General features: G+C 71.8%; 23 protein-coding genes. 13 read left to right on the forward strand and 10 right to left on the reverse strand.

Features of this window, described 5'->3' with window-relative positions:
* Positions 1 to 227 precede the first annotated feature (227 nt).
* Positions 228 to 1202 carry a Bug family tripartite tricarboxylate transporter substrate binding protein gene (locus tag E2C05_RS12565; protein ID WP_133219982.1) on the reverse strand — a complete coding sequence of 325 codons (975 nt, stop codon included), beginning with the start codon at positions 1200 to 1202 and terminating at the stop codon, positions 228 to 230.
* 196 nt (positions 1203 to 1398) lie between these two features.
* Here E2C05_RS12565 and sugE point away from each other — a divergent pair, with 196 nt between their 5' ends.
* A complete protein-coding gene (gene sugE / locus E2C05_RS12570) occupies positions 1399 to 1713 on the forward strand; it encodes a quaternary ammonium compound efflux SMR transporter SugE (protein WP_133219983.1) in 315 nt (104 codons plus the stop codon).
* A gap of 233 nt (positions 1714 to 1946) precedes the next feature.
* Here sugE and E2C05_RS32970 read toward each other — a convergent pair whose 3' ends face one another.
* On the reverse strand, positions 1947 to 2090 hold the full coding sequence (locus tag E2C05_RS32970; RefSeq protein WP_158292085.1) for a hypothetical protein: 144 nt from the start codon (positions 2088 to 2090) through the stop codon (positions 1947 to 1949).
* A 159-nt stretch (positions 2091 to 2249) separates the two neighbouring features.
* Between E2C05_RS32970 and sdhC the strand changes: the two genes are divergently transcribed.
* From sdhC to E2C05_RS12595, 5 genes are all read left to right on the forward strand, one after another.
* Positions 2250 to 2690, forward strand: a complete 441-nt coding sequence (sdhC, locus tag E2C05_RS12575; RefSeq protein WP_240046717.1) for a succinate dehydrogenase, cytochrome b556 subunit — start codon at positions 2250 to 2252, stop codon at positions 2688 to 2690.
* An 11-nt stretch (positions 2691 to 2701) separates the two neighbouring features.
* Positions 2702 to 3103 (forward strand): succinate dehydrogenase, hydrophobic membrane anchor protein, encoded by a 402-nt coding sequence (gene sdhD, locus E2C05_RS12580; RefSeq protein WP_133219985.1) that lies wholly within the window; start codon positions 2702 to 2704, stop codon positions 3101 to 3103.
* A 360-nt stretch (positions 3104 to 3463) separates the two neighbouring features.
* Complete coding sequence (gene sdhA / locus E2C05_RS12585; protein ID WP_133219986.1) at positions 3464 to 5275, forward strand: succinate dehydrogenase flavoprotein subunit; 1812 nt, start codon at positions 3464 to 3466, stop codon at positions 5273 to 5275.
* Between the two features lie 15 nt (positions 5276 to 5290).
* On the forward strand, positions 5291 to 6073 hold the full coding sequence (locus tag E2C05_RS12590; RefSeq protein WP_133219987.1) for a succinate dehydrogenase iron-sulfur subunit: 783 nt from the start codon (positions 5291 to 5293) through the stop codon (positions 6071 to 6073).
* Positions 6074 to 6197: 124 nt separating this feature from the next.
* A complete protein-coding gene (locus E2C05_RS12595) occupies positions 6198 to 7874 on the forward strand; it encodes an ABC transporter substrate-binding protein (protein WP_133219988.1) in 1677 nt (558 codons plus the stop codon).
* A gap of 154 nt (positions 7875 to 8028) precedes the next feature.
* On the opposite strand, the gene E2C05_RS12600 is transcribed toward E2C05_RS12595, so the two are convergent.
* On the reverse strand, positions 8029 to 8592 hold the full coding sequence (locus E2C05_RS12600; RefSeq protein ID WP_158292086.1) for a peptidoglycan-binding domain-containing protein: 564 nt from the start codon (positions 8590 to 8592) through the stop codon (positions 8029 to 8031).
* A 112-nt stretch (positions 8593 to 8704) separates the two neighbouring features.
* Here E2C05_RS12600 and E2C05_RS12605 point away from each other — a divergent pair, with 112 nt between their 5' ends.
* Positions 8705 to 10642, forward strand: a complete 1938-nt coding sequence (locus tag E2C05_RS12605) for a copper amine oxidase (protein ID WP_158292087.1) — start codon at positions 8705 to 8707, stop codon at positions 10640 to 10642.
* A 47-nt stretch (positions 10643 to 10689) separates the two neighbouring features.
* Here E2C05_RS12605 and E2C05_RS12610 read toward each other — a convergent pair whose 3' ends face one another.
* Together E2C05_RS12610 and E2C05_RS12615 are read right to left on the reverse strand one after the other, a co-directional pair.
* A complete protein-coding gene (locus E2C05_RS12610) occupies positions 10690 to 12069 on the reverse strand; it encodes an amidase (protein WP_133219991.1) in 1380 nt (459 codons plus the stop codon).
* Positions 12070 to 12114: 45 nt separating this feature from the next.
* Entirely contained in the window at positions 12115 to 12876 is a 762-nt protein-coding gene (locus E2C05_RS12615) for a sulfite exporter TauE/SafE family protein (RefSeq protein WP_133219992.1), read from the reverse strand.
* 249 nt (positions 12877 to 13125) lie between these two features.
* On the opposite strand from E2C05_RS12615, the gene E2C05_RS12620 reads away from it, so the two are divergent.
* From E2C05_RS12620 to E2C05_RS12635, 4 genes are all read left to right on the forward strand, one after another.
* Positions 13126 to 13596: a (2Fe-2S)-binding protein gene (locus E2C05_RS12620; protein ID WP_240046719.1), complete on the forward strand. Its 471-nt coding sequence runs from the start codon at positions 13126 to 13128 to the stop codon at positions 13594 to 13596.
* Between the two features lie 3 nt (positions 13597 to 13599).
* Positions 13600 to 14619, forward strand: a complete 1020-nt coding sequence (locus E2C05_RS12625) for an FAD binding domain-containing protein (protein WP_133219994.1) — start codon at positions 13600 to 13602, stop codon at positions 14617 to 14619.
* Complete coding sequence (locus E2C05_RS12630) at positions 14619 to 16889, forward strand: xanthine dehydrogenase family protein molybdopterin-binding subunit (RefSeq protein WP_133219995.1); 2271 nt, start codon at positions 14619 to 14621, stop codon at positions 16887 to 16889. Before E2C05_RS12625 ends, E2C05_RS12630 begins: the two co-directional genes overlap by 1 nt.
* A 74-nt stretch (positions 16890 to 16963) precedes the next feature.
* A complete protein-coding gene (locus E2C05_RS12635) occupies positions 16964 to 17890 on the forward strand; it encodes a BKACE family enzyme (RefSeq protein ID WP_133219996.1) in 927 nt (308 codons plus the stop codon).
* Positions 17891 to 17962: 72 nt separating this feature from the next.
* On the opposite strand, the gene E2C05_RS12640 is transcribed toward E2C05_RS12635, so the two are convergent.
* The 3 genes from E2C05_RS12640 to E2C05_RS12650 are packed head-to-tail and all read right to left on the reverse strand — an operon-like array spanning position 17963 to position 20803.
* A complete protein-coding gene (locus tag E2C05_RS12640; RefSeq protein ID WP_133219997.1) occupies positions 17963 to 19210 on the reverse strand; it encodes a cytochrome P450 in 1248 nt (415 codons plus the stop codon).
* A 17-nt stretch (positions 19211 to 19227) separates the two neighbouring features.
* Entirely contained in the window at positions 19228 to 19548 is a 321-nt protein-coding gene (locus E2C05_RS12645) for a 2Fe-2S iron-sulfur cluster-binding protein (RefSeq protein ID WP_133219998.1), read from the reverse strand.
* 22 nt (positions 19549 to 19570) lie between these two features.
* Entirely contained in the window at positions 19571 to 20803 is a 1233-nt protein-coding gene (locus E2C05_RS12650; protein WP_133219999.1) for an NAD(P)/FAD-dependent oxidoreductase, read from the reverse strand.
* 296 nt (positions 20804 to 21099) lie between these two features.
* Here E2C05_RS12650 and E2C05_RS12655 point away from each other — a divergent pair, with 296 nt between their 5' ends.
* Both E2C05_RS12655 and E2C05_RS12660 read left to right on the forward strand, forming a co-directional pair.
* Entirely contained in the window at positions 21100 to 21459 is a 360-nt protein-coding gene (locus tag E2C05_RS12655; protein WP_133220000.1) for a response regulator, read from the forward strand.
* A gap of 140 nt (positions 21460 to 21599) precedes the next feature.
* The gene (locus tag E2C05_RS12660) at positions 21600 to 23501 is read left to right on the forward strand and encodes a PAS domain-containing protein (protein ID WP_133220001.1); all 1902 of its coding nucleotides are present in this window, start codon (positions 21600 to 21602) and stop codon (positions 23499 to 23501) included.
* 181 nt (positions 23502 to 23682) lie between these two features.
* Here E2C05_RS12660 and E2C05_RS12665 read toward each other — a convergent pair whose 3' ends face one another.
* The gene (locus E2C05_RS12665; protein WP_133220002.1) at positions 23683 to 24696 is read right to left on the reverse strand and encodes an alpha/beta fold hydrolase; all 1014 of its coding nucleotides are present in this window, start codon (positions 24694 to 24696) and stop codon (positions 23683 to 23685) included.
* Positions 24693 to 25577 carry a fatty acid desaturase gene (locus tag E2C05_RS12670; RefSeq protein ID WP_158292088.1) on the reverse strand — a complete coding sequence of 295 codons (885 nt, stop codon included), beginning with the start codon at positions 25575 to 25577 and terminating at the stop codon, positions 24693 to 24695. Before E2C05_RS12670 ends, E2C05_RS12665 begins: the two co-directional genes overlap by 4 nt.
* Positions 25578 to 25586: the final 9 nt, after the last annotated feature.

A 25586-nucleotide genomic window follows, 5' to 3' on the forward strand; every position in this document is an offset into this window, starting at 1 on the left:
GCGGCCGCGGCGGGACTGCCGCCGGCGGGGCGCGACGGCCCGGGCCTGGGGCGACGCTGACCGGCGCACCGGCGCAACCGCCGCCGGTGCGCCGGGCTGCGCGCCGGGGAGAGTGCGACAGCGGGGGGTGTCCGGACGGCGTGCCCGCGCCGGGACGCCCATGCGACTCGTCTCGCCGCGCCGGCCGCATCGCGGCGGGCATCAGGCGTGCCGACCGCCGCAAGCCCTCAGCCGGGCCGCGCCCCCGACCGTTCGATCAGCCGGGCGATGCGCGGGATCTCCGCGGCGAGGAAGGCGCGCAACTCCTGCGGCCCCATCTCCGGCCACAGCACCGTGGCCGTGCCGTCGAAGAACTCCTGCACCTTCGGGTCGCCCATCGCCTCCCGCAGCGCGGCGGACAGGCGGGCGATGACCGCATCCGGCGTCCGCGCCGCGACGAAGAGCCCGGCCCAGGGCACCGATTCCGCCGCGGCGAAGCCGGCCTCGGCCACCGTCGGCACCTCGGGCGCCAGGCGGACGCGCTGGCCGTCGGTGACCGCGAGCGCGCGCAGCCGGCCTTCCCGCACATGGCCGAGGCTGGTCAGCGGGTAGTCCCACATCGCATCCACCCGGCCGGCGATGACGTCGTTCAGCCCCTGGGTGCCGTTGGCATAGGGCGCGTGCACCATCCGCGCCCCGGTCGCCTGCAGCAGCGTCTCGGCCGCCAGATGCGGGGACGTGCCGACGCCGACCGAGGCATAGGTGAGGCCGTCCGGCCGGGCCCGCGCCGCCGCCACCAGGTCGGCCAGGCTGTGCCAGGGCCGCGAGGGCGCGCAGACGATGAGGTGGGGGGAGGCGCCGAGGCCATGCACCGGCGCCAGGTCCCGCTGCGGGTCGTAGCGCAGGCCGGGGAACATGGCGGGGGCCGACGCCATCGGCCCCTGGCTGCCATAGAGGAAGGTGTAGCCATCCGGCGCGCTGCGGGCCACCGCTTCCGCCCCGATGGTGCCGCCGGCGCCCGGCCGGTTCTCCACCACCACGCTCTGGCCGAGGACCTGGCCCATGCGCTGCGCGAGCGTCCGGGCCGAGGTGTCGGTGATGCCGCCGGCGGCGAAGGGGACGATCCAGGTCAGGCTGCGGGCCGGGAAGCCCTGCGCCGCGGCCCGCAGCCCGGGCAGCAGCATGGGCGCCGCGAGCAGCGCGCGGCGGGCGAGTCGTCGCATGGCCTGTCCCCTCCCCAGGGTTCCTGTCCTTGCCGGCAGGGTAGGGCGGGCGGGCGCCGGATGGGAACGGCGGATGCGCGCCGGGCCGCGCGGCAGGGTCCCGGGATTGTCGCTGGCCATTCCCGCCGCGCCGCGCTTCCTCCCGCCCTGCACCCCGCCGGCCGGGCGGGGCAGGACAAGACCGGGAGATGGGCGCATGGCATGGATCTGGCTGGCGATCGCCGGCGGCTTCGAGGTCGTCTGGGCGGTGCTGCTGAAATACACCGACGGCTTCAGCCGCCTGCTGCCGAGCCTGGCGACCATCGGCGCCATGGCGGTCAGCTTCTACTGCATGTCGCGGGCGCTGCAGACCATCCCGATCGGGACGGTCTATGCGGTCTGGACCGGAATCGGCGCCGCCGGCGCGGCGATCTGGGGCATGGCGGTGGAGGGCGACCCGGCGAGCGCGGCGCGCATCCTCTGCCTCGCCCTCATCCTGGCCGGCGTCGCCGGCCTGAAGCTGGCCGGTTGAGCGGCCAGGCGGATCGCAGCCGATGGCGGATGCCGACGCATGCCGGTCCTCCCGCCGCGGGCGGGTGCGCCCGCCCAGGCGACCGCACCCCGCCGATCGCGCCGCGCCGCAGGCTGGCCCGGGCCGCCGATCGCAGGGTGGGGTCGCACCCCGCGATCGGCTTCGGCCCGCCGGGGCGCCGGGCGCGGAACCGCCGGCGCCGGGCGGGCTTTGGAGGAAGGGCGGCCGCCGCCTCAATGCATCGCCTTCCAGATGGCGATGGCCGAGGCGATGGCGGTCAGCAGCCGCGCCGTGATGTCGGCCCCGGCCCGCAGCCGCTGGGCGAGCGTTGGGCGCGGCGGCGGCGGCGGTGGCAGCGCGGGCGGGGACTCGGGCATGCCGCCAAGGATAATATTCCTATGCACCCCGCGTCTATATGGTTACGCAGGCGGGCGGGTGCAATTGACGCTATGCCGCACGGCACAATAAAACCCTCGAACACGGCGGCCGCGCCTGCCTGCGGCCCAAGGCCCGGAGTGCATTGACGAATGTCCATCATGCAGGATTCGCGCGAGGCGACCATGATCGGTCGCAAGTCGGACGGCACGCCCATCCGCCGCCCCCTGTCGCCGCACCTGCAGGTGTACGACATGTTCCAGCTGACCAGCGCCCTGTCGATCGCCGGCCGCATCACCGGCGCCGCCTGGACGGCGGGCCTGGTGGTGCTGGTCTGGTGGCTGGTGGCGACGGCATCCGGCCCCGGGGCCTATGCAGGCGTGTCCTGGTTCCTCTCCTCCTGGCTTGGCGTGCTGGGAATGTTCGGGCTGACCGCGGCGGCCTGGTTCCACACCCTGAACGGCGTCCGTCACCTCGCCTGGGATGCGGGATACGGCTACGCGATCCCGACCACCTACAAGTCCGGCTGGGCCGTGCTGATCGGCACCGCGGTGATGACCGTGCTGACCTGGGTCATCGCCATCATCGCCTGGGCGAACTGAGGAATACCGTCATGGCCGGCAACGACTTCGCCCGGAACACCACCCTCCGCTCCCCGCTCGGCCGCGTGCGCGGCCTGGGCTCCGCCAAGGGCGGCACGCATCACTGGTGGATGCAGCGCGTCACCTCCATCGCGCTGCTGCCGCTGACGCTGTGGTTCGCGCTCTCGGCCGCCAGCCTCGCCGGCGCGCCCTATGAGGTGACGCGGGACTGGATCGCGCAGCCGCTGAACGCCGTGCTGCTGCTGGCCGCCATCGGCCTCACCTTCCATCACACCGCCGCCGGGATGCAGGTCATCATCGAGGACTATGCAAATCAGGAATGGGTCAAGGTGGGTGCCATCCTGGCGATCAAGGCCATCTGCTGGTTGCTGGCCATCGCCTCGGCCCTGGCGGTCCTGCGGATCGCGGTCTGACGGCCGCGCCCTGGCCGCGGCCGCCCGGTTCCGGAGCGAAGGCGATGCCCGCGCGCGGGACCCGGTGCCGCGCCGCCGGGCATGGCCGGGGGGAGAATCGCCCGGGCCGGATGGCTCGCCGGGTTTTGGTGGGGCCACGGGGCCTGCGGGGTTGGGTCGGGCAGAACGGCCGGCGCGGCGTGATCGGGCGGGGTGGTCCGCGGGGTTGGGCCGGGCCGGATGGCCCGCGTGACGTGATCGGGCCGAAGGGTCCGCGGAGTTGGGTCGGGCCGCGAGGCCGGCCGGATTGGGTTGGGCCGCATGGCCCATGGTGTTCGATTGGCCCGCCCGGCAGAAGGGCGGAAGGGATACGGACGGACGATGAACGCGATCAGCATGCCCAGCCGGGGCGCCTACCGGATCGTTGACCACACCTACGACGTCGTGGTGGTGGGGGCAGGCGGCGCCGGGTTGCGCGCCACCTTCGGCATGGGCGCCTCGGGGCTCAAGACCGCCTGCATCACCAAGGTCTTCCCGACGCGCAGCCACACCGTGGCGGCGCAGGGCGGCGTCGGCGCCGCGCTGGGCAACATGGGCGAGGATGACTGGCGCTGGCACATGTACGACACCGTGAAGGGGTCGGACTGGCTGGGAGACCAGGACGCCATCGAATACATGTGCCGGGAGGCGATCCCGGCCATCATCGAGCTGGAGCACTACGGCGTGCCCTTCAGCCGCACCGAGGATGGCCGCATCTACCAGCGGCCCTTCGGCGGCCACATGCAGAACTACGGCAAGACGCCGGCGATGCGGGCCTGCGCCGCCGCCGACCGCACCGGCCACGCCATCCTGCACACGCTCTACCAGCAGTCGCTGAGGCATAACTGCGAGTTCTTCGTCGAGTATTTCGCCCTCGACCTCATCATGGACGAGGAGGGCGCCTGCCGCGGCGTCATCGCCTGGTGCCTCGAGGACGGGTCGATCCACCGCTTCCGCGCGCAGCAGACGGTGCTGGCGACCGGCGGCTATGGCCGGGCCTATTTCTCCTGCACCTCCGCCCATACCTGCACGGGCGATGGCGGCGGCATGGTGCTGCGCGCCGGCCTGCCGCTGCAGGACAACGAGTTCGTGCAGTTCCACCCGACCGGCATCTACGGCAGCGGCTGCCTGGTGACGGAAGGCGCGCGCGGCGAGGGCGGCTACCTCACGAACAGCGAGGGCGAGCGCTTCATGGAGCGCTACGCGCCGACCGCGAAGGACCTGGCGTCCCGCGACGTGGTCTCCCGCGCCATGTCGATCGAGATCCGCGAAGGCAGGGGCGTCGGCCCGCACAAGGACCACATCCACCTGCACCTGGAGCATCTGGGCGCCGAGATCCTGCATGAGCGGCTGCCCGGCATCTCCGAGACCGCGAAGATCTTCGCCGGCGTGGACGTGACGAAGGAGCCGATCCCGATGCTCCCGACCGTCCACTACAACATGGGCGGCATCCCGACGAACATCCACACCGAGGTGCTGAACCCGACGGCGCAGGACCAGGACCGCGTGGTGCCGGGCCTGATGGCGGTGGGCGAGGCGGCCTGCGTCAGCGTGCACGGCGCCAACCGGCTCGGCACCAACTCCCTGCTCGACCTCGTCGTCTTCGGCCGCGCCGCGGCGCATCGCGCGTCGGAGACGGTGAAGCCCGGCGGCAGCCAGCCGGCCCTGCCCGCCGGCGCCGGGGAGAAGTCGCTCGACCGCCTGGACCGCGTGCGCAACGCCAAGGGCGGCACCCGCGTCGGCGACCTGCGGCTGGAGATGCAGCGGACCATGCAGACGCATGCCGCGGTGTTCCGGACCAGCCAGCTTCTCCAGGAAGGCGTGGAGAAGATGAAGAAGGTCCATGGCGGCTATGGCGACATCAAGGTCGCCGACCGCAGCCTGATCTGGAACAGCGACCTGGTGGAGGCGCTGGAGCTGGACAACCTGATCGGCAACGCGATGACGACCATCGTCGGCGCCGAGGCGCGCAAGGAAAGCCGCGGCGCGCATGCGCAGGAGGATTTCCCCGAGCGCGACGACCAGAATTGGATGAAGCACACCCTTGCCTGGGTGGATGAGAAGGGCGGCGTCAAGCTCGACTACCGCGACGTGAAGATGCGGACCCTGACGAACGAGGTCCAGGTCTTCCCCCCGAAGGCCCGGGTCTACTAAGGAAGCACGCGCCCCATGGCTACGTTCACCCTCCCCAAGAACAGCACCATCCAGCAGGGCAAGGTCCATCGGGCCGAGGCCGGCGCGAAGAACACCAAGCTGTTCAGGATCTATCGCTACGACCCGGACTCGGGCGAGAACCCGCGCACCGACACCTTCGAGATCGACCTGGACAAGTGCGGTCCGATGGTTCTCGACGCGCTCATCAAGATCAAGAACGAGGTGGACAGCACGCTCACCTTCCGGCGGTCCTGCCGGGAGGGGATCTGCGGCTCCTGCTCGATGAACATCGACGGCCTCAACACCCTCGCCTGCCTCAAGCCGATCGAGGACGTGAAGGCCGATGTGAAGATCCACCCGCTGCCGCACCTGCCGGTGGTGAAGGACCTGGTGCCGGACCTGTCGCAGCTCTACGCGCAGCTCCGCAGCGTCGAGCCCTGGCTGAAGTCCGACACCCCGCCGCCGCCGGATGGCGAGCGGCGCCAGAGCAAGGAGGAGCGGGCGCAGCTCGACGGGCTGTGGGAGTGCATCCTGTGCTTCTGCTGCTCCACCGCCTGCCCGTCCTACTGGTGGAACGGCGACCGCTATCTGGGCCCGGCGGTGCTACTGCAGGCCTATCGCTGGATCGCGGACAGCCGCGACGAGGCGACGGGCGAGCGGCTGGACAACCTGCAGGACCCGTTCCGGCTGTACCGCTGCCACACCATCATGAACTGCGCCCGGACCTGCCCGAAGGGGCTGAACCCGGCCGCGGCGATCGGCAAGATCAAGCAGATGATGGTCGAGCGGGAGAGCTGATCCGGCGCGGCATGCCCTGAACGACCCCGCCCGGCCGCGTGCCGGGCGGGGTTTTTCGTGTCCGGGCTTGGACGCCGCGGGGCGGCATCCCTACTCTCCGGCCAAAGACCGGGAGAGACCAGGGATGCCCAAGCCCCGCCGCCCATTGCCCACCGCCCCTGCGTGGGCGGGCTCCGCCGCCGCGCCATGGCAGGGGACCCGCCCGCGGGCCGCGGATCGCCGCCGCCGGGCGGCCCTGGCCCTGGCCGCCGCGCTGCTGGCGCTGCCGGCGCTTCCCGCCGCCGCGCAGCGGTCGCCCGATGCGCTGGTGCTCGGCTATGCCGCGGCGGTCACCACCATCGACCCGCACTACCACAACCTCGGCCCCAACAACGCCATGGGCCAGCACATCTTCGACCGGCTGGTGGAGCGCGACGGCCGCGCCCGGCCGCACCCGTCGCTGGCCGAGAGCTACCGCGCCCTGTCCGACACGGTCTGGGAGTTCAAGCTGCGCCGCGGCGTCACCTGGCATGACGGCCGGCCCTTCACCGCCGACGACGTGGTCTTCACCTTCGCGCGCGTGCCGGAAGTGCCGAACAGCCCGGGCGGCTTCGGCGGCTTCCTCCGCGCCATCGAGCGGACGGAGGTGGTGGATGCCCACACCCTCCGCATCCACACCCGCCAGCCGCATCCGCTGCTGCCGCTCGACCTCGCTTCGGTCAGCATCATCGCCCGCCATGCGGCGGAGGGCGCGCAGACCGAGGACTACAACACCGGCAAGGCGGCGATCGGCACCGGGCCCTACCGCCTTGCGGCCTACCGGTCCGGCGACCGGGTCGAGCTTGCCCGCAACGACGCCTGGTGGGGCCCGCGCGAGCCCTGGTCCCGCGTGACCGTCCGCTTCCTGCTGAACGACGGCGCCCGCACGGCGGCGCTGCTGGCGGGCGACGTGGACCTGATCGAGCAGATCCCGACCACCGACATCGCCCGGCTGAAGCGCGACCCGAAGGTGGTGGTGACGGAGATCCCGTCGCTGCGGACCGTCTTCCTCTCGCCCGACTATTCCCGCACCGGCGCGAACCCGCTGGTGACGGACAATGCCGGCACGCCGCTGCCGCGCAACCCCTTTCTCGACGTCCGGGTGCGCAAGGCGCTGTCCATGGCGATCAACCGCGATGCGCTGGTGGAGCGCGCGATGGATGGCGCGGCGGAGGCGACGGCGCAGTGGCTGCCGCGCGGCGCCTTCGGCTTCAACCCCGATGCGAAGCCCACGGGCTTCGACCCGGATGGGGCGCGCCGCCTGCTGGCCGAGGCCGGCTTCCCCGAGGGCTTCCGCCTCACCCTCGCCACGCCGAACGACCGTTGGCCGAACGATGCCCGGCTGTCGCAGGCGGTGGCGCAGATGTGGACGCGGATCGGCGTGCGCACGCAGGTGGACGCCATGCCCTTCACCGCCTTCGTGCCGCGCCGCAGCCGGCAGGAGCATGCGATGCAGCTTGGCGCCTGGGGCAGCAGCACGGGGGAGGCGTCGAACTACCTGCTCGCCATCGTCTCCACCTTCGACCGGCAGAGGCTGACCGGCGCGTCCAACATGACGCGGCATTCCGACCCGGTGATCGACGACCTGCTGCAGCGCGGCGCGGCGACGATGGATGACGAGCAGCGCGAGGCGATCTGGCGCGAGGCCGTCGCCTATTACGCGAAGCAGGAGCCGATGATCCAGCTCCTGCAATATGTGAACACCTGGGCGCATCGCCGCGGCCTGGCGCACGACCCCCGCATGGACGAACGCACCCTCGCGCTTGGGGTGAGGCCGAAATAACGCCGGCCCAGGCCACGCCCGTGGCCTGGCGGGTTGGGATCCGGGGAAGGGCAGCGCCCTTTCCCGGCATGTTCTTTCGGTTTGGCGCGCTGCCGCCGCGCCAACCCTGCGCGCGATGCCGGTGCGCGGACGTCAGGCCGTCCGCGCACCGGCATCACTTGCCGAGGTTGTTCGGATCCAGCCCCAGCGCCTGCGCCGTGGCCGGGTTGACCTGACCCGTCGCCTGCAGCCCGCGCCCCTGCTGGAACCGCTCGATGGCGGCCTGCGTGCCCGCGCCCCAAGCCCCGTCCACCGGCCCCTGGTAGAAATTCAACGCCCGCAGCCGCTGCTGGATGTTGCGCACCGCAGCCGGGTTCAGCGTCTCGGTCGACATCGCGGCGGGCGTGCCCGGCGCCGGCCCGGCGGTGGGCCCCGCGGCCAGCAACTCGCTCGGGCTCAGGCCCAGCGTGGCGGCTGTGGCGGGATTCAGGTCCCGCGTCGGCACCAGGCCGCGGGTCATCTGGAAGCGTTCCAGCGCCGCCTGGCTGTCCGGCCCCCAGACGCCGTCCGGCCGGCCGCTATAGGCGCCGGCCTGGCGCAATTTCTCCTGCACCGCGGTCACCGCGGCCGGTGCCAGCGGCTGCAGGTACATCAGCGAGGGCGCCTGCTGCGACAGCGCCGGCGCCGAGAGCAGCGCCGCCACCGCCAGCGGCGCCAGCCAGCCCACCTGATGACCCATGCCGTCTCCCTTCCGGTCCGTTGCCATGTCCGGCTGCCGGAACACGCGAAATCGCTCGCGGTTCGCTTCCGAACCGGCTGTGATGCCGCATTGCATCGAAGGGGAGGGGGGCATGCGGCTGGTGCGCTGGACCCTGGCGGCCTGTCTGGCACTCGGCAGCGTTGCAACGGCGCATCCGCTGGACCCGCTGACCGGGCCGGAGATCGAGGCTGCGGTCGCCGCCCTGCGCGCCGCCGGCGCGGCCGACGACGCGACGCGCTTCGTCGCGGTGGAACTGGCGGAGCCGCCGAAAGCCGCCATCCTGGCCGGCCAGTCCGCGCCGCGCCGCGCCCATGTCGTGCTGCGCCGCGGCACCGCGCTGGCGGAGGCCGAGGTGGACCTGGCCAGTGCCCGGGTGGATGGCCCGCGTGCCATCGCCGATGCGCAGTCTGGCGTGCTGATCGAGGAATGGGACCTCGCCTCCAAGCTCACCCTCGCGCATCCCGACTGGCAGGCGGCGATGCGCAAGCGCGGCTACACGGCCTTCGACACGCTGTTCTGCGCGCCGCTGACCGTCGGCTGGTTTGAGACGGCGGAGGAGCGCGGCCGCCGTCTGCTGCGCGTGCCCTGCTACGAGACCGCCGGCGCGCGCACCACCGTGCATGGCCGCCCGATCGAGGGCCTGTTCGCCATCGTGGACCTGGGCGAGGGCCGCGTGCTGCGCGTGGTCGATACCGGCGTGGTGCCGGTGCGCGAAGGGCCGGACCGGGTGGACGAGGCCAGCCTGCCCGACCTGCGCCCGGCCATGAAACCCATCCTGTTGTCGGCCCCGCGCGGCGGCAACGTGACCATCGCCAACCGCGATGTCGCCTGGGACCACTGGCGCTTCCATCTGAAGCTGGACCGCCGCTTCGGCCCGGTGGTCTCGCTGGCGCGCTGGGCGGAAGCCGGGCGCGAACGCCCGGTGCTGTACCAGGGCTATGCGTCGGAGATGTTCGTCCCCTACATGGATGCGTCGGAGGCCTGGTACTACCGCTCCTACATGGATATCGGGGAGTACGGCTTCGGCGCGCTGTCCTCCCGCCTGCAGCCCGGCACGGATTGCCCGGCGCATGCGCAGTTCCTGGATGCCGTGCTGCCCGGCGACGACGGCAAGCCGGTGACGATGGAGGCCGTGCTCTGCGTCTTCGAACGCAATACCGGCAACCCCGCCTGGCGCCATGCCGAGATCGTGGACGAGAGCTACGAGGGACGGCCGGAGGTCGAGCTGGTGGCGCGCAGCATCCCCAGCATCGGCAATTACGACTACGTCGTGGACTGGGTTTTTACGAGTCGCGGCGAGATCCGGATTGACGTGGGTGCGACGGGGATGGATGCCGTGCGCGGCGTCGCGGCGCGCAGCATGGCCGACCCGACCGCGGCGGCCGAGACCATGACCGGCATGCTGATCGCGCCAGGCGCCGTCGGCGTCTGGCACGACCACTACATCTCCTTCCGGCTGGACCTGGACGTGGACGGGCCGACCAACAGCATCCTGCGCGAACGCCTGGCGCCGCGCCGCGCCAATGCCGGCACGCCGCGCCGCAGCCTGTGGCAGCCGGAACGCGTCCCCATGCCGACCGAAGGCGCCATCGAACCCGGCCATGCGCCGGAGACCTGGCGCGTGGTGAATCCCGGCGTCACCACAGCGCTCGGCCACAACCCGGGCTACGAGATCATCCTCGGCCATTCCGCGACATCGCTGCTGGACCGGGAGGACTTCCCGCAGCGGCGCGCCGCCTTCACCGCCGCGCCGCTCTGGGTCACCGCCTACGACCCCGCGGAGAAGCACGCCGCTGGCGCCTGGCCGAACCAGGCGAGCGGCGGCGACGGGCTGCCGCGCTTCGTCGCGCGCGGGCGCAGCATCGAGAACAGCGACCTGGTGGTCTGGGCGACGATGGGCTTCCACCACCTGACGCGCCCGGAGGACTGGCCGGTGCTGCCGACCAAGTGGCACCGGATCGAACTGAAGCCCTACGGGTTCTTCACGCGCAATCCCGCCATTACGCTACGGCGCGAGTTCGAACGGTAAGTCCGGGGGAAGGTATTCCCCCGGGCCCCCTTCTGTTTTCTGCAAGTCTATATCGCCGCTTGCAGCAGCCAGCGTCCGATGGCGGCGGCGCGGGCGTCCTGGTTGGGCTGCGCCATCACCTGCACGCCCACCGGCATGCCCTCCACCGCCAGCAGCGGCACCGTCACCGCCGGCGCGAACAGCATGGAACTGGGCGCGTTGAAGACGAAATCGCCGGTCGGCCGCGGGTTCAGCGGCTGCCCCGGCACGTCCCCGCCCCACAGCGGCGCCGGGCCGGGACAGGCCAGCCCGATCACCGCATCGGCCAGCGGCGCGATGCGGGCATGCCGCAGCTGCGCCTCCTCCCGCGCCGCCAACGCGTCCTGGTAGTCGGCCACGCCCATCGCCTCGGCCTTCGCCAGCACCTGCTTCGCGCGCTCGCTCACGCCATCGGGGAACTGGTCCACCAGGTTGCGCGTGCCCCAGCGATTCTCCCAGCCGGTGATGGCATTGCAGAGGGCGCGCGCGCCATTGATGCCCCGCTCGAACCGCTCCACCAGCGGATGGTCGGCGCGGCGGATCAGCGCCACGCCCGCCGCCTCCAGCCGCCCGAGCAGCGTGGCGAAGGCGGCCTTGGTGCCCGCATCCAGCTCCGCCCAGCCCTCCGTCTCCATCACCACCAGCCGCTCCGGCTTCAGTGGCGCCGGCGGCGCGGCCGGACCGCTGAACGCGACACGCCCGGGGTCGCCGCCGACGCGGGAGGCGATGGCCATCGCCACCAGCCAGGCATCCTCCACGCAGCCCGCATGCGGCCCATGCGTGCTCATGCTGGTCGCCTGCCGTTCGCCGCGGTTGATGCCGCCCATGGTCGGCTTGATGGCGACATTGCCGCAATAGGCCGCCGGCCGGACGATGCTGCCGCCCACCTGCGTGCCGATCGCCGCCGGCACCATCCGCGCGCCCACCGCGGCGGCGGAGCCGGAGGAGGAGCCGCCCGGCGTCCGCGCCGGATCGAAGGGATTGGTCGTCGGGCCGGGATGGCTGCCGCCAAGCTCCGTCGTCACCGTCTTGCCCAGCACCACCGCCCCGGCGTCCCGCAGCGCCCGCACCGCGGCATTGTCCCGCTTCGGGAAATTCCCCTTGTAGGCGGCGCAGCCCATCTCGGTCGGCATGTCCCGCGTCTCCAGCAGGTCCTTGATGCCGATCGGCATGCCGTCGATGGGCGAGAGCGGCCGCCCGGCCTTCCAGCGCGCCGTGCTGGCATCGGCCGCCGCGCGCGCCCCGGCCTCGTTGATCGCGGTCCAGGCCCGCACGACAGGCTCGCGCTCGGCGATGGTCGCCAGGCAGCGCTCCAGGTAGCCGCGCGGCGTATCCGTCCCGTCGCGGAAGGCCGGCGCCTGGTCGTGCCAGGTCAGCGCGCGGAAACCGGTCGGTGAGTAGTCGCCCATGGTCCGTCCTCCTCCATCCCGCGTCATTGAGGGCTTCAGGGGCCGCTACCGCAACACCCCGTCCCAGAGCGGCAGGCTGATCAGCGCCGCGGCCGCGATCATGCCGTAGCACAGCCGCCGGAAGGTCAGGTCGCTGGCCAGGCCGAACATGCGCGCGCCCAGCCAGATGCCGCCCCAATAGGCCGGCGCCGCCACCAGCATGGGCGGCAGCACCGCGGCGTCCAGCAGCCCCGCGGCGGCATAGGCGATGCCGGCCAGCACGCCGCCGGCGGCGATGTAGAGCGCGAAATTGGCCCGCAGCCGGCGCGCATCGCTCTCCCGCCCCAGCAGATAGGCGACGATGGGCGGGCCGCTGACCATGGCCACGCCGCCCAGCACGCCGCCGGCGACGCCGAAGCCCAGCGCCACCGGCCGCGCCGGCGTGCCGCGGAAGCGCCAGCCGGACGCCAGCAGGCCGAGCAGCGCCAGCACCACCAGCACCACCGCCCAGCGCAGCAGCAGAGGTTCCGCCAACGCCAGCACCGCCGCGCCCAGCGGCGTGCCCAGCGCGGCGCCGAGGGTGAGCCAGCCCACCTCCCGCCGGTCGGCCAGCGCCCAGGCCCGCGGCGTCAGCGCGATGATCGCGGCGACCTCCAGCGCCAGCATCAGCGGCGGCGCGCGCTGCGGCCCCACCGCCAGCGAGGCCAGCGGGACGAAGATCAGCGCCGCGCCGAAGCCGGAAAAGCCGCGCGCCAGGCCGCCGGCCAGCGCCGCCGCCAGCAGCCAGGCCAGCGCCGCGCCATGCGGCAACGCCCCCAGGATGTCCATCGGCCGGCATCCTCGCCCGGCCCGCCGCCGTCGCAAAGGCCCGGCCGCCTGGCCAGCGGGCGCAGCGCACGGCGTGCGGCGCGCCGGAACCCGGTGGCGCCGCAACCGTTCCCGCCGCAACCACGCCGGATATCTGCCCGCATGACCCCGCCCCCCCTCGGCCGCCGCGGCCTGTTCGGCGCCGGCGCCGCCATGGCCGCGCTGCCCGACGCCATCGCGGCGCAGCCAGCCCCGCAGGAACACCCCGCCATGACGCACACGCTTCGCATCAACGGCCGCGCGCATCCCGTCGCGCTCGACCCCCGCGTGACCCTGCTCGACGCGCTGCGCGAGCACCTGGCGCTGACCGGCGCCAAGAAGGGCTGCGACCAGGGGCAGTGCGGCGCCTGCACGGTGCTGCTGGATGGCCGTCGCGTGCTGGCCTGCCTGACCCTGGCCGCCGCCGCCGAAGGCCATGAGATCACCACCATCGAGGGCCTGGCCGGCCCCGATGGCGCGCTGCACCCGATGCAGCAGGCCTTCCTGGACCACGACGCCTACCAGTGCGGCTACTGCACGCCGGGCCAGATCATGTCTGCCATCGGCTGCGTGCAGGAAGGCCATGCGGAGTCGCCCGAGGACATCCGCGAGTACATGAGCGGCAATCTCTGCCGCTGCGCCGCCTATCCCAACATCGTCGCCGCCATCGAGGCGGCGAAGCCGCAGATGCAGAAGGCCTGAGCCATGCGCCCCTTCGCCTATGAACGCGTGCCGGATCCCGCCGCGGCGCAGCGCGCGGTGCCGGTCGGGTCTTCCTCCGCCGCCGCGCCGGTGCCGACCATGGTCCTGGCCGGCGGCACCACGCTGCTGGACCTGATGAAGCTGGACGTGCTGCGGCCGGAGCGCCTGCTGGACATCCGGCCGCTCGAATCCCGCCTCGGCGCCATCCGGCTGGACGGGCAGGGGCTTCGCCTCGGCGCGCTGGCCCGCATGGCGCAGGTGGCCGACGACGTCGAGGTGCGGCGCGAATTCCCGGTGCTGGCGGAAAGCCTGGCCCTGGCCGCCAGCGCTCAGTTGCGCAACATGGCGACCCTCGGCGGCAATGTCCTGCAGCGCACCCGCTGCAGCTACTACCGGGATGTGTCCTACGCCGCCTGCAACAAGCGCAACCCCGGGTCCGGCTGCGCCGCGCTGGATGGCTACAACCGGCTGCACGCCGTGCTCGGCACCAGCGAGCATTGCATCGCCAGCTATCCCGGCGACTTCGCCCAGGCGCTGATGGCGCTGGACGCGGTGGTGGAGATCGAGGGTCCGCAGGGCGGCCGCAGCATGCCTTTCGCGGAGCTGCACCGCGCACCGGGCGACCGGCCGGATATCGAGACCACGCTCCGCCCGGGCGAGCTGATCACCGCCTTCCAGGTGCCGGCCGGCCCCTGGGCGAAGCGGTCGCGCTACGTGAAGGTACGCGACCGGCAGAGCTACGCCTTCGCCGCCGCCTCCGCGGCGGTGGCGCTGGACCTGGATGGCGACCGTGTGCGGGGGGTGCGGATCGCCCTGGGTGGCGTCGCCACCCGCCCCTGGCGCGCGACGGACGCGGAGGCGGCGCTGGCCGGCCAGAGGCTGGACGAGGCGAGCGCGATGCGCGCCGCCGAGGTCGCCTTCCGCGACGCCCGCACGCATGGCGAGAACGATGACAAGCCCGAGCTCGGCCGCCGCACGCTGGTGCGCGCGCTGCTCGAGGCGCAGCGGATGGAGATCGCCTGATGCCCGAGGGTATGATCGGCCAGGGAATTGGCGCCAGCCCGGTGCGGGTGGATGGGCGGGCCAAGGTGACGGGCGCGGCGCACTATGCCTCCGACATGGCGGTGCCGAACCCGGCCTGGGCCTTCCTGGTGACCAGCGCCATCGCCCGCGGCCGGGTGACGGCGATCGACGAGACCGAGGCGCGCCGCGTGCCGGGCGTGCTGGACATCCTGCACCACGGCAACATGCGCGGGGAGGTTCAGGAGGCCGGGTTCTTCGCCGGCGGCGGCTATGCCGGCAGTTCCCTGCGGCCGCTGGAGGATGACCGCGTCCACCACGATGGCGAGATCGTCGCCGTGGTCCTGGCCGAAAGCTACGAGACGGCGCGCGAGGCCGCCTACCGGCTGCAGGTGCGCTATGCCGAGGAGCAGCCCTCGGCCGGCTTCGACACGGAGGGTGCCGAGGCGCGGGACGCCAAGGATGCCGTGCAGGGCCATGAGGATGCCGAGGTCGGCGACGCCGATGCCGCCTTCGCCGCCGCGCCGGTGAAGATCGAGGCGGCCTATGAGACGCCGACCCAGCATCACAACCCGATCGAGCTCTTCACCACCACCGCGAGCTGGGAGAATGGCCGGCTGACTATCCTGGAGGGCAGCCAGTATGTGCATGGCCTGCGCAACGGCGTGGCCAAGCAGCTCGGGCTCGATCCTTCCCTGGTGCGGGTGGAAAGCCCCTTCATCGGCGGCGCCTTCGGCTCCCGCGGGTCGCTGACCCAGCGCACGGCGCTGATCGCGGTCGCGGCGCGGCGGCTGAACCGGCCGGTGAAGCTGGTGGCCACGCGCGACCAGGGCTTCACCATCGCCACCTACCGTGCCGAGACGCGGCAACGGGTGAAGCTGGCGGCGAACCCGGACGGGACGCTGGTCGCCTTCGTGCATGAGGGGACCGAGGTCTCCTCCCGCCCCGATCCCTACAAGGTGGCGGGCACCCAGACCACGGCGCGGATGTATGCCTGCCCGAATATCCGCACCAAGGTCACCATCCTGCACGCCGACCGCAACACGCCGGGCTTCATGCGCTCCCCGCCCGAAGTGCCCTACATGTTCGGGCTGGAGAGCGCGATGGACGAGCTGGCCCATGCGCTCGGCATGGACCCGATCGAGCTGCGGCGGGTGAACGACAGCACGCATGAATCCGTGAAGGGCCTGCCCTGGACCAGCCGCGGCCTGATGCGCTGCTTCGATGCCGGGGCCGAGGCCTTCGGCTGGAAGGACCGCACCCCGCAGCCGCGCAGCATGCGCGACGGCGACTGGCTGGTGGGCTATGGCTGCGCCTCCACCATCTACCCGACGCATCTCGGCGCCGCGACCGCGCGCGTGACCCTGACGCCGGATGGCCGTGCCCGGGTGCAGACCGCGGCGCATGAGATCGGCACCGGCACCTATACGGTGGTGGCGCAGGCGGCGGCGGAAGGGCTGGGGCTGCCGCTGGAGAAGGTGCTGGTGGAGATGGGCAGCAGCGAGCTGCCGCCGTCCCCGGTCTCTGGCGGATCCAACGTCACCGCCAGCGTCTGCGCCGTGGTGATGAAGGCCTGCGAGGAGATCCGCGCCCGCATCGCCGCCGCCGCCGGCCAGGGACCGCTGCAGGGCCGCGACCCCGCCACGCTGCGCCTGGCGGAGGGCAGCCTGCGGGCGCCGGACGGCGCTGCGGAGCCGCTGACCGAGGCCATGGCCCGCGCCAGCAACGGCGCCATCGAGGTCTATGCGGAGAACATCCCGCATGGCCTGCCGGAGGGCGCGCTGAAGAGCCTGTATCAGGGCAAGCCGGCGCTCGGCGCCGGGCTGGAGGGCAAGGACCGTGTCATGGCCGCCTTCGGCGCCGAGTTCGTCGAGGTGCGGGTCCACAGCCGCACGGCCGAGACGCGCGTCGCCCGCATCCTGGGCGCCTTCGCCGCGGGGCGCATCGTCAACCCCCGCACCGCGCGCAGCCAGCTGATGGGCGGGCTGATCTGGGGCATCGGCAGCGCGCTGCACGAGGCGACGGAGATGGACCGCAAGCGCGCCCGCTACGTCAACGACAACATCGCGGAATACCTGATCCCGGTGAATGCCGACGTGCCGAAGCTGGACGTGCTGGTGCTGGAGGAGGAGGACAAGGCGACGCCGCTGGGCATCAAGGGCCTGGGCGAGCTGGGCAATGTCGGCACCAACGCCGCCATCGCCAATGCCGTCTTCCACGCCACCGGCAAGCGCATCCGCACGCTGCCGATCCGGATCGAGAGCCTGCTCTGAACCACCCCGGGGGCGCCTGGACGGCGCCCCCCCGGCTTGGCACTCTCCGCCCTCTCGAAGCCGGAGGAAGCGCCATGGCCAAGGTCATCATCACCTGCGCCGTCACGGGGGCGATCCACACCCCCAGCATGTCGGACCACCTGCCCATCACCCCGCAGGAGATCGCCGAGCAGGCGATCGCCGCGGCCGAGGCCGGCGCCGCCATCCTGCACCTGCATGCGCGCGACCCGAAGGATGGCAGCCCCACGCCGGACCCGGCGGTGTTCATGCAGTTCCTGCCGGTGATCAAGCAGTCCACCGATGCGGTGATCAACATCACCACCGGCGGCGGACTGGGCATGAGCCTCGACGAGCGCCTGGCCGCGCCGCTGCAGGCCAGCCCCGAGATGTGCTCGCTGAACATGGGCTCGATGAACTTCAACATCGCCCCCAGCGCTGCCCGGGTGAAGACCTGGAAGCACGCCTGGGAGAAGCCCTACCTGGAGAACACCACCAACTACATCTTCCGCAACACCTTCCAGGACATCGAGCAGGTGGTGGAGCGGCTGGGCAAGGGCCACGGCACGCGCTTCGAGTTCGAGTGCTACGATGTCGGCCACCTCTACAACCTCGCCCATATGCTGGACCGCAAGGTGGTGGAGCCGCCGCTCTTCACCCAGACGATCTTCGGCATCCTGGGCGGCATCGGCGCCGAGCCGCGCAACCTGATGTTCATGAAGGAGACGGCAGACCGGCTCTTCGGCAAGGACTATGTCTGGTCGGTGCTCGCCGCCGGGCGGAACCAGATGCCCTTCACCACCATGGCCGGGATGCTGGGCGGCAATGTCCGCGTCGGGCTGGAGGACAGCCTCTGGCTCGGCAAGGGCGTGCAGGCGAAGAGCAATGCCGAGCAGGTGGCGAAGATCCGCCGCATCCTGGAGGAGCTGAGCCTCGAGATCGCCACGCCGGCCGAGGCGCGGGAGATGCTGGCGCTGAAGGGTGGCGACAGGGTCAAGTTCTGAAGGCCTCGCGAGAGGGCTCTGCCCTCTCGCGCTCTCCCGCCAAAGGCCGAAAGGCCTTTGGAAACCTCGAGTCTAGGCGGCGATCCTGACCGGCAACTCGGCGATGCCGTTCACGAACGAAGAAAAAACCCGCCTCGGCTCGCCGACCACCTCGATCCGCTCGAAGCGGCGCAGGATCTCCTCCCACAGGATCTTCAGCTGCAGCTCCGCCAGCCGGTTGCCGACGCAGCGATGGATGCCGAAGCCGAAGGACAGGTGCTGCCGCGGTCGTTTGCGGTCGATGATGAAGCGCTCCGGCTCCTCGATCGCCTCCGGGTCGCGGTTGCCCGAGACATACCACATCACCACCTTGTCGCCGGCGCGGATGCGCTGGCCGCCCAGCTCGAAATCCGTCAGCGCCGTGCGCCGCATATGCGCCAGCGGCGTCTGGTAGCGGATGATCTCCGGCACCATGCTCTCGATCAGCGCCGGGTTCGCCCGCAGCTTGGCGTATTCACCCGGGTTCTGGTTCAGGAACAGCAGCCCGCCGCTGATGGAATTGCGGGTGGTGTCGTTGCCGCCGACGATCAGCAGGATCAGGTTGCCCAGGAATTCCCGCGGCGACATGTTCCGCGTCGCCTCGCCATGGGCGAGCATGGAGACGAGGTCGGGCCGCGGCTCGGCATTCACCCGCTGGTTCCACAACCCGGTGAAATAGGCCAGCAGCTCGGCGAAGACCTCCTCCCGCTTCTCCTCGGACGTGACGTAGCCGCCCGCCTCCACCGGCATGGTGGCGCAGTCCGACCAGAAGGACAGCTTGCGCCGGTCCTCGAAGGGGAAGTCGAACAGCGTCGCCAGCATCTGCACCGTCAGCTCGATGGAGACATGCTCCACCCAGTTGAACTCCTCGCCGCGCGGCAACCCGTCCAGGATGCGGCAGACGCGTTCGCGGATGATGCCTTCCAGCTTCGCAAGGTTGGCCGGCGCGACGATGGGCTGCACCACCTTCCGCTGCTCATCGTGCTGCGGCGGGTCCATGGCGATGAACATCGGCAGCCGCAGGTCCTTCGGCCGGTCGCGGATCGAGATGCCGCCGAAGGAGCTGTCGGAGGAGAAGACCTTGTGGTTGACCTCCACCTGCATGATGTCCTTGTACTTCACCACCGACCAGTAGGGCCCGAAGAAGGGGCTGCTGGTGCTGTGGTGGACCGGCGCCTCGCGCCGCAGCCGCTCGAAATACGGCCAGTGGGTCTGGGTCTGGAACAGGGCGGGGTGGCTGGGGTCCAGCTGGTCCAGCGGCGTGGTCCAGGCATCGCCGGCGGGGGCGACAGGGGCGTTCATGGCCGTCTTCCTCCCAGTCAGTGCTGCGCTTCGGGCATGCGTACCACCAGGCCGTCCAGCTCGGCGGTCATGGCAATCTGGCAGGACAGGCGGGAATTCGGCTGCGCCGTCGCGGCGAAGCTCAGCATGCTCGCCTCCTGCTCGCTCGGCGTGCCGGTCTTCGCCAGCCAGGCCTCATCCACATACACATGGCAGGTGGCGCAGGCGCATTCGCCGCCGCAATCGCCATCGATGCCCGGGACGCCGTTGTCCACCGCGCCGCGCATGACCGACAGGCCGTCCTCGACCTCGATCCGGTACTCGGTGCCGTTGTGCTCGATGTAGGTGACGCTGGGCATGGATGCTCCCCCGTGTTGTCCTTCAGGCCGCCAGGTCCTTCAGCGGCGTCGCGGTGTCGCGCAGCAGGTCCGGCGCCACGCGCGCCTGTTTCGCCACCAGCAGCCGGCCCGCCATGAAATCCGTCGGGGCATTCACCGCCTCCACCGCCAGCACGCGCTGCGCGGCGTCCAGGTGGAATACGGCGAAGCTGTCCGCCGCCATGTCGCCGCGCACGACCGTCTCCCGCGCATCGAAGGCGAGGCCAGCCATCTGCAGCCGCAGCTCGAACTGGTCGGACCAGAACCAGGGCACTTCCGGCGGCGGCGGCGGCCGGCCGCAGAGATCGGCCGCGGCCTGCTTTGCCTGCTCGATGGCATTGGGCACGCTCTCCAGCCGCCCCGCGCGGTCGTAGAGGGGCAGCGGCCGCTGCGTGCAATCGCCGATGGCGTATATGGCCGGGTCGCTGGTCCGCGCCGCCAGGTCGACCACGATGCCGGCGCCGCAGTCCAGCCCGGCCTCCCGCGCCAGTTCCAGGTTGGGCATGGCGCCGATGCCGACCAGCACCGTGTCGGCCGGGATGCGCGTGCCGTCCTGCAGCAGCACCGCCCGCGCCGCGCCGTCCTGGCCCTCGATCGCCTGGACCTGCGCGCCGGTGACGATCTCGACGCCGCGGGCGCGATGGGCGCGTTCCAGGAAGGCGGAGAGGTCGGCGCCGGCGACGCGCGCCAGCACCCGCGCCTCGCGCTCGATCACCACCGCACCGGCGCCCAGCGCGCGGGCGGAGGCCGCGACCTCCAGCCCGATATAGCCGCCGCCGATCACCGCCAGCCGGGCGCCGGGCTTCAGCGCCGCCTGCAGCGCATCGGCATCGATGGTGCCGCGCAGCGCCAGCACGCCGGCCAAATCCGCGCCGGGCAGCGGCAGCGCCCGCGGCCGCGCGCCCAGCGCCAGGATGAGCCGGTCATAACCCAGCGCCGTCCCGTCCGAGAGGACGAGGCGCTTCGCCGCGCGGTCCAGCACCTCCAACCGCGTGCCGAGGCGAAGCTCGATGTTCTGCTGCGCGTAGAAGCGCGCCGGGCGCAGCGCCAGGCTCTCGGCCGTCGCCTCGCCCTTCAGCCAGGCCTTGGACAGGGGTGGCCGTTGGTAGGGGGCGTTCGCCTCCTCGCCGACCAGCGTGATCCCGCCCTTCCAGCCATATTGCCGCAGGAAGGCCGCGGCCGAGCCGCCGGCATGGCCGGCCCCGGCAATGACGATGCGCGGCGGCTGCTCGCTCACGCGGACGGCTCTCCCTTCATTCTTGTCGTTCGGCGTTCGGCGGCAGTCTGTGGCCTTCGCCCGCCGCCGTACAGGCAGGCGGGGGAGGAGACACCCAGGTTGACGCCGGCGTCAAGAATCGCCGTGCGACGGCGGGGGAGGTCCTTCCGGTGGGCCGGACGCTTCCGCCGCCGGGTCGGACCGGGGGCCATCCTTATGGTTGAATTGTCACAAACCGGTCGTCGCGGCGAACGCGCTGGCGCTTCCGGCGTTGCCGCTGGTCGACAGAGTGACCCAAGCTGCGACAGGGCGAGTCCATGCGAAGACGGCGCGTACTGATTGTCGAGGACGACCCCGTGGTCGCGCTCGACCTGGAGGCGATCGTGACCGGGGCGGCGGATGCCGAGGTGGCGGTGGCCAATTCCGTGACCCAGGCGCGGCAGGTGCTCGGTTCCACCGCCTTCGACCTGGCCTTCCTCGACATCGACGTGACCGATGGGAAGACCTTCGAGGTCGCGCATCTGCTGGCGGACCGGGGCACCCCCTTCGCGTTCGTCTCCGGCGCGCGGCGGGAGGAGGTGCCGCCGCCGCTGCGCCAGGCGCCTTTCGTCCCGAAGCCGTACGATCCCCACGATATCGAGAAAACGTTCCTGGCCAAGCTGGGGTCCCAGGGGTGATTGTGGATCCTGGGAATGCCATCCCCGGGTATGCCGGCATGTCGGCCGGAAGGACAGAGACGCAAATGACGCCGGGCGGCGATGACGGAGGCCAGGGGCATGCCCAGGGGCAGACCCAGGGGTGTGCCCCGGCGCATGCCATGCCGGCACCCTGGGATGACGGCGCGCGTCTGCGGGCGCTGGACAGCTACCAGGTGCTGGACACCCCGCCGGAGCGTGCCTTCGACGACGTGGTGACGCTGGCCGCGCAGATCTGCGCCGCGCCCGTCGCGCTGGTGTCCCTGGTTGCCGAGGACCGGCAATTCTTCAAGGCGGAGGTCGGCCTGGGCGTGCGCTACACGCCGCTCGACCAGTCCATCTGCGCGCATGCCATCCTGCGGCCCGGCCTGTTCGTGGTGCCCGACACCACGCAGGACCCGCGCTTCCGCGACAACCCGCTGGTCACCGGATCCCCGCATCTCCGCTTCTATGCCGGCGCCCTGCTGGAGACGCCGGAAGGCCTGCCGCTCGGCACGCTCTGCGTGCTCGACCACGTGCCGCGGCCGGAGGGGCTGACGGCGCAGCAGGGCTTCGCGCTCCAGGTCCTGGCGCGCCAGGTCATGTCGCAGCTCGAGCTGCGGCGCGCGCTGCAGGCGCGGGAGGAGAGCGCCGCCCGCCTGGCCGAGAGCGAGCGGCAATTCCGCATCCTGGCGGATTCCATGCCGCAGATGGTCTGGGCGACGCGGCCGGATGGCTTCCACGACTACTACAACCGCCGCTGGTACGAGTTCACCGGCGTCCCCGACGGCTCGACCGATGGCGAGGCCTGGAACGGGATGTTCCATCCCGAGGACCAGGCCCGCGCCCGGTCCCGCTGGCAGCATTCCCTGGAGACCGGCGAGCCCTACGAGATCGAGTACCGGCTGCGCCGGCATGACGGCGTGTTCCGCTGGACGCTCGGCCGGGCGCTGCCGGTGCGCGACCCGCAGGGCCGCATCATCCGCTGGTTCGGCACCTGCACCGATATCGAGGAGCAGAAGCAGACCGGCGAGAAGCTTCGGCTGAGCGAGGAGAGGCTGCGGCTGGCCCTCAGCGCGTCGGAGATGGTCGGCACCTGGGTCTGGGACGTGGCGGCGAACCGCATCACCGCCGATCCCGGCTATGCCCGCCTGTTCTCCGTGACGCCGGAAGCGGTGGCCGAGGGCCTGCCGATCGAGACCCTGCTGCCCGCCCTGCACCCGGAGGACCGGCCGGCGACCGAGGCGGCGATCGCCCGCGCCCTGGCCGGGGAACAGGACGGCTTGTTCGAGGCCGAGTACCGCGTGCTGCTGCAGGGCGGCGAGACCCGCTGGGTGGCCGCCCGCGGCCGGTGCGAGCGTGATGCCGAGGGTCGCCCGACGCGCTTCCCGGGCGTGGTGGTGGATGTGACCGAGCGGCGCCTGGCGGAGGAGGCGAAGGAGCTGCTCGCCCGGGAGCTCTCGCATCGCATCAAGAACATCTTCACCGTGGTCGGCGGCATGGTCTCCATCTCCGCCATGGGCGCGGCGGCGGAGGTGCGGAACTTCGCCGGCGCCCTGCGTCGCCGGCTGAATGCCCTGGCGGCGGCGCATGACTATGTTCGCCCGCACAGCCCGGAATCCCGCCCGGTGGACCCGGAGACGACGTTGCATGGGCTGCTGGGCAAGCTTCTGGCGCCCTATGGGGAGGTAGGATCGGCGCGCGTGTCCCTGCTGGGGGATGATGCGCCGATCGGCGTGCGCGCCGCGACCTCCCTGGCGCTGATCCTGCACGAGCTGGCGACCAATGCCGCGAAATACGGCGCGCTGAAGGGCACCGAGGGCCGCGTCACCATCACCGGCAAGCGGCACGACGCGCATCTGGCGCTGACCTGGGAGGAGCGCGGCGGTCCGGCGGTGGAAGGCCCGCCGACGCGTCGCGGCTTCGGCACGGTGCTGGCGGAGCGCGGGGCCATCACCCAGCTGGGCGGCAGCATCGCGCATGACTGGGCGCGGGACGGCCTGACCCTACGGCTGCAGGTGCCGCTGGAGCGCCTCGCCCACTAGAGCAGATCCCGATCGGGTGGAATGACCTGATCGGGTGAAGATGCTCGTAGGATCAAAAGACTGGAGCGGTTGCCGTGACCCATGGCGAGCGGAAGCCGGTCTGGCGGCCTGGATCGATCCCGAGGGATCGGGCGGCCCTTCGGCCCCTGGCGAGTGAGGATTGAGGAGGGCAGCGCCCGCCTCAGTCCCCGAAGAATTCCCTGACCGCAGCCTTGATGAACGCGGCGTCCGGCGGGTTGGGCTGCGGGTTGCCCGCGCGATGCCCCCAGATGCTCGGGATCAGCAGCAGGCGGCCATGCCGCAAATGCGGCAACTCCGCCTCGTTGTCGGCGACGCGGAAATACAGGTCCGTCGCGCCCGGCATCAACAGCACCCGCGCCTCGATCGCCGCCAGCGCCTTCGCCAGGTCGCCGCCATAGGTCGGGTGATCGCCGATGTCGCCGGCATCCCAGGTGCGCAGCTGCGCCAGCAGGTCGGCGGCGGGGCGGCGGCCGAAGCGCTGCTCCCAGTCCCGCACCAGGAAGGTCTCGAGGTCGGGGGCGCCGAGCGCCGTCAGGTGCAGGTCGGCGCGGTAGAAATCCTGGCTCAGCGCCCAGCCGGCATAGATGCGGCCGAAGGCGCGCATCGCCTTCAGCGGCTGCGCCGAGAACAGCGCCGCGCCGTCATATTCGGGCGCCGCTTCCAGCGTGGCGATCAGGCTGCGCAGGAAGACCTGGTTGTGGACCGAGGTGCGCGCGCTGCCGCAGTTGACCACGATTCGCGCGACGTCCCCCGGGTGGGCGGCCGCCCAGTGATAGGCCTGCTGCGCGCCCATGGACCAGCCATAGACGGCATGCAGCCGCGTGACGCCGAACACCTCCCGCAGCAGGCGCCGCTGCGCCGCGACATTGTCCCAGGACGTGACCAGCGCCGGCCAGGGCGTGCAGTTCGAGGGGGAGGAGGAGAGCCCGTTGGTGAACATGTTGGGCTGCACGATGAACCAGCGCGTCGGGTCTAGGATGCCGTCCGGCCCGATCAGCCATTCCAGGTCCGGGTGCTGCGCGCCGTAGCTGGTCGGGTACAGCACCACATTGTCCCGCGCGGCATTCAGCGTGCCATGCGCCTTCCAGACCAGCTTGGCATCCGGCAGCACGCCGCCCTTGTGCAGCGCCAGGTCGCCGAGGGCGAAAACGCCCTCCCGCTGGTCCCAGCTCATGCCTTCAGGGTCCGCAAGTAGTCGCGGTGGAAGCGGGCATAGCCGGGCTGCAGGTGGCGGAGCTTCTGCCGCAGCACCCCATGCGCATCCTCCAGGCGATGGAAGGGGATGAAGGGGTACAGGTGGTGCTCGGCGTGGTAGGGCATGTTCCACATCAGCAGGCGCAGCAGCGGGGAGGTCAGCACGGTGCGCGTGTTGGTCAGCCCGTCGCGGTCGGTGCTGCAGCCGGTATGCTCCGCCAGCAGGTACAGGCGCAGCAGCGGCTGCGCCATGAGCTGCGGCAGGATCCAGAACAGGAAGGGCGTCGCCCAGCCGAAGGCCAGGGCGGAGAGCAGGGCCGCGCCGGCCAGGAAGCCGACCTGCGCGCGGATGCTGCGGATGACGCGCGGCGCCTGCGCCTCCCCCACATAGGGATAGCGCGAAAGGTCGCCGCGCAGCCCGTCCCGCAGCACGGTCATGCGGAAGCGCCAATAGGGCACCGACAGCACGCGGAAGAGGTAGCCGTCCAGCGTGGTCGGCGGCGGCGTCACCAGTTCCGGGTCGCGTTCCGGGTCCTGGGTGAAGCGGTGATGCGCGGTGTGATAGACCTGATAGAAATGCCAGTTGTAGAGCGCCGGCAGGCCCGTCAGCCAGCCGACCACGGCATTCGCGCGGCGGCTGGCGAAGGCGGTGTAGTGGCTGGTCTCGTGGAAGGGCGCGAAGAGCGCCACCTGCACGATCCCCAGCAGCAGCATGGCCGGCACCACCCACCAGCCCGGCGCCAGCGCCACCGCGATGCCGGCCGCCAGCAGCAGCCCGGCGTGGATGGCAAGCTGGCGCCAGCCGGCGGCGTCCGAGCGACCGGCGAAGTCCTTCATCTCGGCGGCGGATGGTGCCTGCATCGTCTTGGA

This window comes from Paracraurococcus ruber, from assembly GCF_004353985.1.
GTDB lineage: Bacteria > Pseudomonadota > Alphaproteobacteria > Acetobacterales > Acetobacteraceae > Paracraurococcus > Paracraurococcus ruber.